Consider the following 12,859-nt stretch of genomic DNA (forward strand, 5'->3'; position numbering starts at 1 on the left):
GATCTGGAGGACAAAAGGTGAGCACCAACCCGTTCGACGACGAGAACGGCCGGTTCCACGTGCTGGTCAACGACGAGGGCCAGCACTCCCTGTGGCCGGCCTTCGCCGAGGTGCCCGCCGGATGGCGCAGCGTCTTCGGCCCCGCCGGAAGGACGGAGAGCGTCGCCTACGTGGAGGAGCACTGGACCGACATGCGGCCGCGCAGTCTCCGGGAGGCGATGAACGGCTAGTGCCGCGGCGGCGACGTTCGCCCCGTCGCGACGCCCGGCACGCCCTCTCGCCGCACCGGCCGAAAGCCCGAGTACGTCCAGTACGAGGACTTCCGGCCGGCACGCCGAGAGCACGCACCGGACGCCGCTCCTTGACGGGCGGACGTCGCCTGCCACGGCACCAGCGCTGTGCCGTGAGGCGCGGCTCCGGGCGCCGGCCCGGGGAAACGCGGCGCCGCTGCGGGGCGAGGCCGTGGCGACCGAACCACACCACCACGGCCTACGGCCTGTTATGCCTGCTCGGCCGACGTGCGAACGCCGTCGGCCGGCGATGACAGTGACCATCCATTTGCGTCGACGGGGAGGCGCACGCTGTGCGATGCACGACCAGCGATGTCATGTTCGTCCGATGGCCGGCACAAACAGACCTTCGGAACCGATGTAGGAGGGACGGCGTACCTCGTCTCCTCGTGGTGGAGGCAGGTGCCCGTCCGCCGGTCTGCAACGACCCCTTCGAGGACTGGGTCCGGGCGCCCATCTCCCGGGACGATCTCGACGCCCGGGTCAGGGCTCTCCAGAACCGGCTCGACAGCCGGCAGATACCGACCCTCGACTCCGCGGGAACACTCACCTTCGGTTCGCACTCGATCACCATCTCCAACGTCCAGACCGAATTGATGGAGCTGCTCATCGAGCACTTCGGGGAGGTGGTGTACCGGCATGAACTCTCACAACGGCTCGCGGAACGCGTGCAGAGGCCGACGAGGAATTCGCTCGACCTCCACATCATGCGGCTCCGCCGCCGTCTGTCACCGACCGACCTGGTGATCCGCACGGCCTGGGGCCGCGGCTACGCCCTGGAGACCGAAGTCCGCTAGGCGGCTGTCCCGGCATGTCGGTGACACGTGTGCGGGGTGCTTGATCAAGTGAGGGCCTTCTGTGTTCGGTGTGGACCGCGGTATCCACGCCCGATCACAGGAGGCCCTCACGCATGGGTGCCCATCGGCGGCCGGAAGGCTACGAGTGGTGCACCTTCCCGCGCAGCCGGCGAAGTTCGGGGAAGGGCCGGGTGACTCGGCGGGCAAGGAAGTCGACACCGCTCGAGCCGCCGGTTCCGCCCTGCTCCCCGATCATCTTCGACACCAGCGCCAGGTGTGCCACCTTCCAGTGCCAGTACCCGTTTCCCAGGTCCACCAGCGCTTCCGCGAGACGGTGCAGCACGCCGGACTCCACGCCACGTCGGCAGACGTCGTGCACGGACTGCCCGTGGTAGTCGGTCGCCGCCGCGAACGCCTCGTAGAGACTGCCCTGGTGGTGGCTGTTGCCGAGGAGTGCCGTCAGCCGCCGGAACTGCGCGGACTGCGCGCCGCTCGCCGTGTCCAGATAGGTCCGGAACTCGGCGAAGTAACGCAGTGGCAGTTTCTCCAGCACCAGCAACTGCTGCTGGAGCACCCGTATCAATTCGCCGGACCGCAGCAGGAATTCCAGCCCCAGCTCCAGGTCGTGCGGGTCACAGGGCGGCAGGAGCGCCTCGGTGGCGGCGTCCAGATCAGCCCCGAGCTGCTTGAGCCACAGCTCGCAGGACTGGTGGGTGATGATGAAGAACTGTTCGGCCAGGACGACCGCGCGGCCGGCTGTGTGGGGGGCCTGCGGCTCTTGGAGCGAAAGCAGGGTCTCCATGTGGAGATAGTCCCCATACGTCAGAGTACTCAGGACGCCGCCTCCTCGTCATAGGTGGTCTGCCGACCGCAACCGGACGATCCGGCTCGTCCAACGACCCATATTCCTGAGCGTGACACGGGAAGGAACCAGCTGATCAGCAATCTTTCGTCTCTCATTCACGAAGAAAGACCTGCGCAAGAGCTTCCCGCCGTCGGTGCCGCCGATGTGACGATTTCGGCATGACCACCCCGACCGAGCTGGACCTGACCGACGCGACCGTCTTCGTACGGCACGACGCGTACGAGTTCTGGCGCGACGTGCGCAAGCACCGGCCCGTGTACTGGCACGAGGGAAACCCCGGTTTCTGGGTCGTCGCCCGTCACGCCGACGTGCTGTCCTGCTACGCCGACGTACGCTCCCTGAGTTCCGCTCGCGGGACCGTTCTGGACGTCCTTCTGAGCGGCGGTGACTCGGCGGGCGGCAAGATGCTCGCGGTCACCGACCGGCCCCGCCACCGCGAGCTGCGCAACCTGATGCTGCGCGCCTTCTCCCCGCGCGTCCTCGGCGCGGTGGAGGAGAAGGTATGGGAACGGACGTCACGGCTCATCAAGACCGTCGTCCGGCGAGGGGAGTTCGACTTCGCGGCGGAGGTCGCCGAGCACATCCCGATGAACACGATCTGCGATCTGCTCTCCGTTCCGGAGGCGGACCGCGAGAAGCTGCTGCGCTGGAACAAGCTCGCCCTCTCCTCGGACGACGCCGACTCCGACCGGCTGGACTCCCTGGAGGCCCGGAACGAGATCATCGGCTACTTCATGGACCTCGCCCGGCACCGCCGCGGCGACCCCGGCGACGACGTGATCAGCATGATCGCGACGGCGGAGGCGGGAGGCCGCCCGCTGACACTGGAGGAGGTCGCGCTCAACTGCTACAGCCTCGTGCTCGGCGGCGACGAGTCCTCCCGCGTGTCCGCGATCTGCGCGGTCAAGACGTTCGCCGAGCACCCCGCCCAGTGGCGGGCGTTGCGCGAAGGGTCGGCCGCGATCGACACGGCGGTCGAGGAGGTGCTGCGCTGGGCCACACCGGCCATGCACTTCGCCCGCACCGCGACCCGGGACATGCGGATAGGCGGCCGGCAGGTGCGCGCGGGCGACATCGTGACGCTGTGGAACACCTCCGCCAACAACGACGAGGAGGTGTTCGACCAGCCGCGCCGGTTCGACCCGGCCCGCTCGCCCAACAAGCACCTCTCCTTCGGCCACGGCCCGCACTTCTGCGTCGGCGCGTTCCTCGGCCGGACGGAGCTGCGCGCACTGCTGAGCGCGCTCACCGAGTCGGTCGCCGGGATCGAGGTGTGCGGCGAGCCCGCCCCGATCTACTCCAACTTCCTGAACGGCTACGCCAGTCTGCCGGTCGCCTTCCGCTGACGGCCGTCAGCCGGGCAGCCGGCTCTCGACGGCCGCGGCCAGTTCTCCGATCGTCGCGGCCTCCAGCACGGTCCGGATCGACAGCGCGACCTCGAACCGCTCCCGGATCCGGGCGACCAGCCTGGTCGCCTGCACGGAGTGCCCGCCGAGCTGGAAGAAGTTGTCGGCGGCCGTCGCCTCCGGGATCCCGAGGACGTCCCGCACGATCGCGCAGACCACGGCCGCGCAGTCGTCCGCCTCGACGGCGTCCGGCGCCCGTCCGCCGTCCGGGAGTGCCGCGGTGCCCGCGTCCGGCTGCGGCAGGGCCCCCCGGTCGATCTTGCCGTTGGCCAGCGTCGGGAACCGCTCCAGCACCGTGACCCGTGCGGGCACCATGTGCGCGGGCAGCGACTCGGCGACATGGGCGCGCAGATCACCCGGCTCGACCGGCGCCGTGGTGGTGACGTAGCCGACGACATGCGCGTCGGCCAGCTCGCCCCGCACCACGGCGACGGCGACGTCCACCGCCGGATGGGCGGCGAGCCGGGCTTCGATCTCACCGAGTTCGACGCGGAAACCGCGCAGCTTCACCTGGCCGTCGGCGCGGCCCGCGAAGAACAGCTCGCCGTCCGGTCCCCTGCGGCCCCGGTCGCCCGTGCGGTACATCCGGGTTCCCGGCGGCCCGAACGGGTCGGCCACGAACTTCGCCGCGGTCGCCGGGAACCGGTTGAGGTAGCCGCGCGCCAGCCCGCTGCCCGCGATGTACAACTCGCCCTCCGTGCCGGGCGGCACCGGACGCAGGCGCTCGTCGAGCACGTGCACCTCCTTGCCGAACCACGGCGTGCCGATCCCGATGCCACCGGCGTCGCGCACCGGCCCGGCGATCGTCGCCCCGACGGTCACCTCGGTCGGACCGTAACCGTTGAACATCCGCCGTGCCCGCGACCACTTGCGCACCAGTGTCGGCGTGCAGCTGTCCCCCGTGGACATGACGGTCCCGCCGGCCAGGACGTCCTCGGCGTCGGTCTCGCTGAGCGCCACCGGGGGCAGTACCGCGTGGGTGATGCCGTACTTGAGCAGGGTGTTCCCCAGCGGATGGCCCGGCAGCAGGTCGTCGGCGGGCACCATCACGAGGGCCGCCCCGGACAGCAGTGCCAGGGACACGTCCCAGAAGGCGGCGTCGAAACTGATGGACGCCCACTGGAGCACGCGGTCGCCCGGGCCCGGCCGCAGGACGGCCGCCTGGGTGGCGGCCATGTCGCGCACACCGCTGTGCGGCACGGCGACACCCTTGGGCGTTCCGGTCGACCCCGAGGTGTAGATGACGTACATCAGGTGCTCGGGGCGCAGTGCGGCGCGGCGCTCGTGCTGGGCGACGTCGTGTCCCGGCAGAACCGCGCACGCGGCACGGAACGCCGGGTCGTCGAGGACGAGTTCCTCCGGACCCGCGCCGAGGGGCGCCACCGAGGAGGACCGCAGCAGCAGCACCGGCCGCGCGTCGGACAGCATGAACGACAGGCGTTCCGCCGGATAGTCCGGGTCGAGCGGGAGGTAGGCGCCGCCGGCCTTGAGCACCGCCATGATCGCCACGATCAGTTCTCGCGACTTCGGCATCGCGACCGCGACGAGTGAGTCGGGACCGACACCGTGCGCGATGAGCCCGCGGGCGAGCCGGTTGATCCGTGTGTTCAGCTCCGCGTACCCGAGGGTGCCCTCCCCGTCGATGAGCGCGGGCTCTCCGCCCCGTCGGGCGACGATTGACTCGAACAGTGCAGGAACCGTGTTCAAGCGCGGTCAGCTCCTTCGGGAGGCTCCCTGATCGACGGCGAATCTAATCTCCGGCGTCCGGGGAGCCCGGCAAATCCTTCCCCTCTCTGTCAGTGCTCGCTCCCGGCACCGGCGGAGGCGAGCAGGAGGTCCCCCGACCGGGTGACGGCGCCGCCGTCGCGGACGTGCAGGACCGCGTCGGCGTTGTCCAGGAGGGCCTGGTCGAGCGGAAAGTAGCCCTGCTGCGGGGTGGTGTCCGTCCGGGTCCGGGCGGCGGTGACCGTGCCGGTGGGGACCAGGGCCCAATCGGTGACGCGGTCCTGCAGAACGCTCTCGTAGGTGTCCGGTTCGGGGTCGTCCAGCCCGATGGCCTCACTGCGGCCCAGGCTGCCGGCGACGAAGACGTACTGCTCGCCCAGCAGCGGTGCCACGACGGTGCCGGCCCCGGGCCAGCCGACGTGCAGGTCTCCCAGGCTCCAGGTGCTCGGGGTCCGCTGGAGGTGCACGTTGTGGGCGAAGACCAGCGTCGCGCCCCGGCGGCCCTCGATGCTGCGGATGTCGAGGAGGTTCTGCGCCATGAGGGCGTCCCGGGTGGCGAACAGCCGGGACAGCCGGGTGTTGTTGTCCAGGCGCTGGGCCGCCTGCCGGTGGTAGCGCAGCAGACCGAGGCCGGCGGTGAGGTGTGTCCTGGCCCGGAGCCACTCCGCGCGCGAGGTCTGCGCGATCCGCTCGGCGGCGTTGGAGTGGAGCAGGACGAGCATGTCGTCGGCGAGGGACCGCAGCCGCTCGGCCTCGGGCGTGGCGCCGACCGACATGGCCGGGTCCATCACCGCCTCCGTACGGCTCCACTGCTCGTCCGCGCCGAACAGCCCGGTCAGGTCGAGGTCGAGCCCCAGATAGTCCCGGGCGTGCTCGAGACAGCGCCGCGGGCTGGGGGCGCTGGTCGTCTCCGTCGGGACGTCGAAGCCGTGGAAGGTCAGCTGCTCCTCCGGCGGCAGGCTCGCGTTGTGGTCGCGCATCCAGGCGACGAGGCGCCGGTTGGTCTCCAGGTTGCCGAAGCCGTGGGAGAAGCCCTCCCGCGCCACCTCGTCGAGATCCCCGTCGCCGCCCTTGACGAAGTCGTCGACGCGCAGCGCGGCCACGCGGTCGGTCTCCAGGGCGATCGAGCGGAAGCCGAGGCGGGTCAGCCGGGCGAACAGCTCGTTGCGCACCCACCCGAAGGCGGGTTCCTGGTGGGTGGGTTCGCCGAGCGCCAGCACGGAGCACGAGGCCACGGGCAGGTCGTGGAAGTCCTTTCTCATGTCTGTCAATCGAATCATTGAAAGACCCGTTGAGACTTACGGCGGTTCCGTCGGCGCCGCGGGCGGACCCGCCGGGCCGTGAGGTCTCAAACCGTCGGTGGGTACTCCGGTGCGGGAGCGGGTTCCGCGGCGGCCGGCGGTCCGGTCGGGGCGACGCCGAGGAGGGCCACGTACCCGCCGAGGCGGGCCGCCGCGTCGAGCATGGACACACCGCGGGCCGTGAGCCGTCGCCGCCAGTCCTCGAGGGCGGCGGACAGCGCCTCGGTGCCGCCGGCCGTGCGGATCTGCCGGACCACCGTGCGGATGTGCTCCAGTGGGTAGCCGCCGCGCCGCAGGAGATGGGTCAGCTCGGCGTCGCGCACGTCCGTGGCGCCGAACGAACGGTGGCCGGTGACCGGCTCCCGGGCGGGGGTGAGGATGCCCACCGCCTCCCAGTTGCGCAGGGTCGCCGCCGTCACCCCCAGACGGCGCGCGAGTCCGCCGATGCCGAGCGGCTCGCTGCCGGCGGAGGTGTGCTCGGCGGGGCCGGGGCCGGGGCCGGGGCCGCGGGTGAGGTGCTCCACCGCCCGCCCCACCGCGTCCAGCGTGCTTCGGTCGCGCAGCAGCTGCGCGTGGCCGCGGTCGACGGCCGTCAGCGCGGCCTCGAGGTCGCCGGCGTTGAGCGACCGCATGATCTCGCCGCCCGTGGCGTAGCCGTACGCCCGGACGAGCGCCAGATAGGCGCGCAGGGCCGCCGCGTGGATCTCGGTGTAGGTGCGGTAGCCGGACGGGGTGCGCCGGGCGGGCGGGATGAACCCGTCCCGCTCGTAGTTGCGGACCGCCTGGGTGGAAATGCCGTGCTCACGGGCCAGGTCGTATGGACGCAGGTACTTCACGGTTTGAGACTTTATCCGAAGATCTCCGCGTGGTTTCTCCAAAAGCCTCAACCGACTTTGCAGGTATACGCTTGAACCCATGAACCGGGACGTTCAGGAACTCGTCACCACGTCGCATGACGAAGGCGTGCCGCGTCCGACAAACGGGAGGGACACCATGACGGTCGGCACGGAGACGGACACCCAGCCCGCTGCGCTGTGTTCCGCCGACAGCCATGACATGATCCGTGTGCACGGAGCACGTGAGAACAACCTCAAGAACGTGCACGTGGAGATCCCCAAACGGCGGCTGACCGTGTTCACCGGGGTCTCCGGCTCGGGCAAGAGCTCCCTGGTGTTCGACACGATCGCCGCGGAGTCGCAACGGCTGATCAACGAGACGTACAGCGCCTTCATCCAGGGCTTCATGCCCACCCTGGCGCGGCCCGAGGTCGACGTGCTCGACGGGCTGACCACCGCGATCCTGGTCGACCAGCAGCCGATGGGCACCAGCCTCCGCTCCACGGTCGGCACCGCCACCGACGCGGGCACCCTGCTGCGCATCCTCTTCAGCCGGCTCGCCAAGCCGTACATCGGGTCGCAGAAGGCGTTCGCCTTCAACGTCGCCTCGGCCGACGCGTCGGGCGTCCTCGTGGTGAACGGCAAGAAGATCGAGAAGGGCTTCAGCGTCGTCGGCGGCATGTGCCTGCGGTGCGAGGGCATGGGCACCGTCTCGGACATCGATCCCGCCCAGCTGTTCGACGACTCCAAGTCGCTCGCGGGCGGCGCGATCACCGTCCCCGGCTGGAAGCCCGACGGCTGGGTGGTGCAGTCGTTCACCGAGTCGGGCTTCCTCGACCCGCACAAGCCGATCCGCGACTACACCGAGCAGGAACGGCACGACTTCCTGCACCGGGACCCGGTCAAGGTCAAGGTGAAGGGCGTCAACACCACCTACGAGGGCCTCCTCGCGCGGGTGCGCAAGTCGTTCCTGTCCAAGGACAAGGAGACGCTCCAGCCGCACATCCGTGCCTTCGTGGAACGGGCGGTGGCGTTCTCCGCCTGCCCCGAGTGCCACGGCACCCGGCTCAGCGAGACCGCCCGGTCCGCGAAGATCGACGGCCTCAGCATCGCCGACGCCTGCGCCATGCAGATCAGCGACCTCGCGGCCTGGACCCGCCGTCTGACCGACCCGTCGGTCAGGACACTGCTGACGGTGCTCGGCCAGACCCTCGACTCGTTCGTCCAGATCGGCCTCGGCTACCTCTCGCTCGACCGGTCCTCGAGCACGCTCTCGGGCGGTGAGGCCCAGCGCGTCAAGATGGTCCGCCACCTGGGCTCCGCGCTCACCGACGTCACCTACGTCTTCGACGAGCCCACCGTCGGCCTGCACCCGCACGACATCCAGCGGATGAACGACCTGCTGCTGCGACTGCGCGACAAGGGCAACACCGTGCTGGTCGTGGAGCACAAGCCGGAGACGATCGTGATCGCCGACCACGTCGTCGACCTGGGACCGCTCGCCGGCACCAAGGGCGGCGAGGTGGTCTTCGAGGGCACTGTCGAGGCTCTGCGGGCCAGCGGCACCGTCACCGGACGGCACCTGGACGACCGGGCCTCGCTGAAGCCGTCCGTGCGCGAGCGGTCCGGTGTGCTGGAGGTGCGCGGCGCCAACACCCACAACCTGCGCGACGTCGACGTGGACATCCCGCTCGGCGTGCTCACCGTGGTCACCGGCGTCGCGGGCTCCGGCAAGAGCTCCCTGATCCACGGCGCGGTGGCGGGCCGCGACGGCGTCGTCACGGTGGACCAGTCGCCCATCAAGGGCTCCCGGCGCAGCAACCCGGCCACCCACACGGGCATGCTCGAACCGATCCGCAAGACGTTCGCCAAGGTCAACGGGGTCAAGCCGGCCCTGTTCAGCCCCAACTCCGAGGGTGCCTGCCCCACCTGCAAGGGCGCCGGTGTCATCTACACCGACCTGGCGATCATGGCCGGCGTCGCCACCACCTGCGAGGACTGCGAGGGCAAGCGGTTCCACGCGTCGGTGCTCCAGTACCGGCTCTGCGGCCGGGACATCAGCGAGGTGTTCGCGATGCCGGTGGCCGAGGCCGCCGAGTTCTTCCGCAACGGTGAGGCACGGACGCCGGCCGCGTACACCGTCCTCGACCGGCTCGCCGAGGTCGGCCTGGGCTACCTCAGCCTCGGCCAGCCGCTCACCACCCTCTCCGGCGGCGAGCGGCAACGGCTGAAGCTCGCCGGCCACATGGGCGGAGCAGGCAGCGTCTACATCCTCGACGAGCCGACCAGCGGCCTGCACCTGGCCGACGTCGAGCAACTGCTCGCCCTGCTCGACCGCTTGGTGGACGCCGGCAAGACGGTCATCGTCGTGGAGCACCACCAGGCGGTCATGGCGCACGCCGACTGGATCATCGACCTCGGCCCCGGCGCCGGTCACGACGGCGGCCGGATCGTCTTCGAGGGCACGCCCGCCGATCTCGTCGCCGCCCGCTCCACCCTCACGGGCGAGCACCTCGCCCAGTACGTCGGCGCCTGACGCGACGCGGCCATGGGCCTGCCCCCGCCCGGTGACTCGGGCGGGGGCGTCGGCCGGCTCGTGCCCGGGCGGAAACGCCGGCATCGCCCGGGCCGCGCAGGCGCACGACTGTCTGGCCCACCTCTTTCGCCCGCACCTTTCCACCACCGCGGCGGCGACCACAATGCGGGCCGACGGCTTCCGCCCGCCGGCAGCCCGTTCCGGCGTTCCCACACCGCGCACCTGCCGGACCGCTCCCGCGGTGGACGGACCCCGCTCATGCCGCCCGACGGAAGGGATCAGACTGATGTCCTCGCACGCCGACCACACCACCGTGATCGTGGGAGCCGGCCCCGCCGGGCTCACCGCGGCGCTCGGCCTGGCCAGATACCGGCACCCGGTGACCGTCGTGGACAGCCCCCGGGCACCGCGCAACAGCGCGTCGTCGGGCGTTCACGGCCACATCGGAATGGACGGCGCCACTCCCGCCGAGTTCCGGGAGCGCGCCTGGCGGGAACTCTCCCGGTACACGACCGTGGAGCGGCTGGAGGACGACGCCGACAGCGTGTCCCCCGCTCCCGGCGGGGGCTTCCGGGTCGCCCTCGGCGGCGGTGGGACCGTCGAGGCCCGAACCGTCCTGCTCGCGACCGGTGTCGTCGACGTCCACCCGGCCGACGTGGACGGCTTCGCGGAGTGCTGGGGCCGCAGCGTGATCCACTGCCCGTTCTGCCTCGGTGAGGAGAACGCCGGCCGGCGCTGGGCGACGGTCGCCGACAACGCGGAACTCGCGGCACTGTCGGCCGTGGCCTTCCGCGCCTGGAGCGAGGACACGATCGCGATCTGCCAGGAGTCGATGCCCGGCCTGGAGACCGCTCGCGCGACCGCGCGAAGCAGGGGAGGGGACGTCGTCACGGGAACGGTCCGCCGCCTGCGCCACCAGGAAGGGGCCCTGTACGGCATCGAGTTGGCCGACGGCAGGATCCTGGAGCGGCAGACCCTGGTGTGGACTCCGCGACAGCGGCAGCAACCCGTCGTGCAGCGGGCGGCCGACGAACTGAAGCTGACGGTCGACGACGCCGGCTTCGTCGGCGTCGACGCCTCCCAGTGCACCAGCGTGCCGGGCCTGTACGCGGCCGGGGACCTGACCAGTCGCTGGAAGCAGTCGGTCACCGCGTCGACAGCGGCGGGCGCGGCGGCGGCCGACGCCATCCACATGTCGGCCCTGCTCGGTGCCGTGCGCCACTGAACCGGGTCGCCACCCCGCCACCCCGCACCCCGGGGCGCGTCGGACCAGGAAAGGAATCACGGCAGATGCCAGCAGCGATCAGAACGGCCGGACTGTGCAAGCGTTTCGGCTCGCTCACCGCACTCGACCACCTCGAACTCACGGTGCCCGAGGGCACGGTGCACGGCCTTCTCGGCCCCAACGGCTCCGGCAAGACCACCACCGTGCGGATCCTGGGCACCCTCATCGCCCCGGACGAGGGAGCGGCCGAGGTGTTCGGCGTGGACGTGCGCCGCGACCCCCGGCGGATCCGGTCGATGATCGGGCTCACCGGCCAGTACGCCGCTGTCGACGAACTGCTCACCGGGCGCGAGAACCTGCACATGATCGGCAGGCTGTTCCGGCTGTCGAAGTCCGACTGCCGGGCACGCGCGAGCGAACTGCTGGAACGCTTCGGCCTGGAGGACGCGGCCGACCGGCAGCCCAAGACGTACTCGGGCGGGATGCGGCGCCGGCTCGACGTCGCGGCCAGCCTCATGGCGCGGCCCGGGCTCGTCTTCCTCGACGAGCCGACCACCGGCCTCGATCCGCGCAGCCGTATGGAGGTGTGGCGGCTCGTGCGCGAACTGGTCGCGGACGGAACGACCGTACTGCTCACCACGCAGTACCTGGAGGAGGCGGACCAGCTCGCCGACTCCCTGTCCGTGATCGACCGGGGCACGGTCATCGCCAGCGGTACCCCGGACGAGCTGAAGGCCCAGGTGGGCCCGGACCGGGTCGGCATCACGCTGCTCGACACGGGAGCCATGGAGCGGACGGTCCGGATCCTGCGGGAGCGGCTGGGCACCGACCCGGTCGCCGACTCCGAGAAGATGCAGGTCCACGCGCCGCTGCCGGACGGCGGCACCCTGCCCGACCTGCTTCACCTGCTCAGGGAGTCGGGGATCGCGATCGGTGACGTGGCGATCCGCCGGCCCACCCTCGACGACGTCTTCCTCGCCGTGACGGGCCGATCCGCCGATCACGGTACCGACCGGCGCAACAGCGGGAAGGAAACCGAGCGGCCATGACCTCCACCACTCTGACCCGGGAGAGCAGCACGTCGTGCACGCCGTCGGGCAACGCTCTCGCCTGGTGGTTCTCCGACGTGTGGCAGATGACCCTGCGCAACGTACGGCACGTACTGCGCAGTCCCGAACTGGTGATGTTCTCGCTGGTCCAGCCGGTGATGTTCATCCTGCTGTTCACCTACGTCTTCGGCGGCGCCATCGACGTCGGCGGCGAACGCTACGTCCAGTTCCTGCTGCCCGGCATCCTCGTCCAGATGGCGCTCTACGGCTCCGCCGCCGGTACCACCATCGGGGTCGCCGCCGAGATGCGCGAGGGCCTCATGGACCGCTTCCGGTCGATGCCGATGAGCCGTACCGCCGTGCTGATCGGACGCACGCTGTCGGAGATCTTCCGCAACGTCGGCGTGGCCGGCGTGACCGTGGGAGTGGGCCTGCTGGTCGGCTTCCGGTTCCACAACGGCCTCGTGCCCGCGCTGGCCGGCCTGCTGCTGTTGCTGCTCTTCGGCTACGCGGTGTCGTGGTTCGCCGCCTACCTCGGACTGTTGGTGCGCAACGCGGAAGCCGCCCAGGCGGTCGGCGGTGTGTGGATCTTCCCGTTCACCCTGATCTCCTCGGCGTTCGTGCCGACCGGCACGATGCCGGGCTGGCTGGAGGCGTACGCCGCCCACAGCCCCATGACGGCCGCCGTGAACGCGCTGCGCGCACTGTTCACCGGGGGCCCGGCGACCAGCTACGTCCTGCAGACCGTGGCCTGGTCGGTCGGCCTGATCGCGGTGTTCGCCCCGCTCGCGGTCCGCAGGTACGGCTCCCGCTGACCGGCGGACGAACA

Annotated in this window: 11 protein-coding genes; 7 read left to right on the forward strand and 4 right to left on the reverse strand. The window is 70.8% G+C overall.

Going from position 1 to position 12,859, the window contains the following annotated elements; translation table 11 throughout:
* Window positions 1-17: 17 nt before the first annotated feature.
* Both ACGFQC_RS28595 and ACGFQC_RS28600 read left to right on the forward strand, forming a co-directional pair.
* On the forward strand, window positions 18-230 hold the full coding sequence (locus ACGFQC_RS28595) for an MbtH family protein (RefSeq protein WP_363090148.1): 213 nt from the start codon (window positions 18-20) through the stop codon (window positions 228-230).
* A 449-nt stretch (window positions 231-679) separates the two neighbouring features.
* Window positions 680-1,087, forward strand: a complete 408-nt coding sequence (locus ACGFQC_RS28600) for a winged helix-turn-helix domain-containing protein (protein WP_363090147.1) — start codon at window positions 680-682, stop codon at window positions 1,085-1,087.
* Between the two features lie 139 nt (window positions 1,088-1,226).
* Here ACGFQC_RS28600 and ACGFQC_RS28605 read toward each other — a convergent pair whose 3' ends face one another.
* Window positions 1,227-1,922 (reverse strand): tryptophan 2,3-dioxygenase family protein, encoded by a 696-nt coding sequence (locus tag ACGFQC_RS28605; protein ID WP_393288885.1) that lies wholly within the window; start codon window positions 1,920-1,922, stop codon window positions 1,227-1,229.
* Between the two features lie 188 nt (window positions 1,923-2,110).
* Here ACGFQC_RS28605 and ACGFQC_RS28610 point away from each other — a divergent pair, with 188 nt between their 5' ends.
* Complete coding sequence (locus ACGFQC_RS28610) at window positions 2,111-3,298, forward strand: cytochrome P450 (protein ID WP_363090146.1); 1,188 nt, start codon at window positions 2,111-2,113, stop codon at window positions 3,296-3,298.
* A 6-nt stretch (window positions 3,299-3,304) separates the two neighbouring features.
* Here the strand turns inward: ACGFQC_RS28610 and ACGFQC_RS28615 are convergent, their stop codons facing one another.
* The 3 genes from ACGFQC_RS28615 to ACGFQC_RS28625 form a co-directional block, all read right to left on the reverse strand.
* A complete protein-coding gene (locus ACGFQC_RS28615) occupies window positions 3,305-5,065 on the reverse strand; it encodes a non-ribosomal peptide synthetase (RefSeq protein ID WP_363090145.1) in 1,761 nt (586 codons plus the stop codon).
* A gap of 89 nt (window positions 5,066-5,154) precedes the next feature.
* On the reverse strand, window positions 5,155-6,363 hold the full coding sequence (locus tag ACGFQC_RS28620; RefSeq protein ID WP_363090144.1) for an erythromycin esterase family protein: 1,209 nt from the start codon (window positions 6,361-6,363) through the stop codon (window positions 5,155-5,157).
* 68 nt (window positions 6,364-6,431) lie between these two features.
* Complete coding sequence (locus tag ACGFQC_RS28625; protein WP_363090143.1) at window positions 6,432-7,220, reverse strand: TioE family transcriptional regulator; 789 nt, start codon at window positions 7,218-7,220, stop codon at window positions 6,432-6,434.
* A gap of 157 nt (window positions 7,221-7,377) precedes the next feature.
* Between ACGFQC_RS28625 and ACGFQC_RS28630 the strand changes: the two genes are divergently transcribed.
* The 4 genes from ACGFQC_RS28630 (at window position 7,378) to ACGFQC_RS28645 (ending at window position 12,845) form a co-directional block, all read left to right on the forward strand.
* Window positions 7,378-9,756: an excinuclease ABC subunit UvrA gene (locus ACGFQC_RS28630; RefSeq protein ID WP_363090142.1), complete on the forward strand. Its 2,379-nt coding sequence runs from the start codon at window positions 7,378-7,380 to the stop codon at window positions 9,754-9,756.
* Between the two features lie 286 nt (window positions 9,757-10,042).
* Complete coding sequence (locus ACGFQC_RS28635; protein ID WP_363090141.1) at window positions 10,043-10,981, forward strand: NAD(P)/FAD-dependent oxidoreductase; 939 nt, start codon at window positions 10,043-10,045, stop codon at window positions 10,979-10,981.
* A gap of 65 nt (window positions 10,982-11,046) precedes the next feature.
* Window positions 11,047-12,030, forward strand: a complete 984-nt coding sequence (locus ACGFQC_RS28640) for an ATP-binding cassette domain-containing protein (protein ID WP_363090140.1) — start codon at window positions 11,047-11,049, stop codon at window positions 12,028-12,030.
* The gene (locus ACGFQC_RS28645) at window positions 12,027-12,845 is read left to right on the forward strand and encodes an ABC transporter permease (protein WP_363090139.1); all 819 of its coding nucleotides are present in this window, start codon (window positions 12,027-12,029) and stop codon (window positions 12,843-12,845) included. Before ACGFQC_RS28640 ends, ACGFQC_RS28645 begins: the two co-directional genes overlap by 4 nt.
* Window positions 12,846-12,859 lie beyond the last annotated feature (14 nt).

It is taken from the genome of Streptomyces sp. NPDC048734 (genome assembly GCF_043198675.1).
Lineage (GTDB): Bacteria > Actinomycetota > Actinomycetes > Streptomycetales > Streptomycetaceae > Streptomyces.

Coding starts and splice junctions, on each gene's coding strand:
- ACGFQC_RS28610 (WP_363090146.1), top strand. CDS start 2,111: ATGACCACCCCGACCGAGCTGGACCTGACCGACGCGACCGTCTTCGTA.
- ACGFQC_RS28620 (WP_363090144.1), bottom strand. CDS start 6,363: ATGATTCGATTGACAGACATGAGAAAGGACTTCCACGACCTGCCCGTG.
- ACGFQC_RS28630 (WP_363090142.1), top strand. CDS start 7,378: ATGACGGTCGGCACGGAGACGGACACCCAGCCCGCTGCGCTGTGTTCC.
- ACGFQC_RS28635 (WP_363090141.1), top strand. CDS start 10,043: ATGTCCTCGCACGCCGACCACACCACCGTGATCGTGGGAGCCGGCCCC.
- ACGFQC_RS28640 (WP_363090140.1), top strand. CDS start 11,047: ATGCCAGCAGCGATCAGAACGGCCGGACTGTGCAAGCGTTTCGGCTCG.
- ACGFQC_RS28645 (WP_363090139.1), top strand. CDS start 12,027: ATGACCTCCACCACTCTGACCCGGGAGAGCAGCACGTCGTGCACGCCG.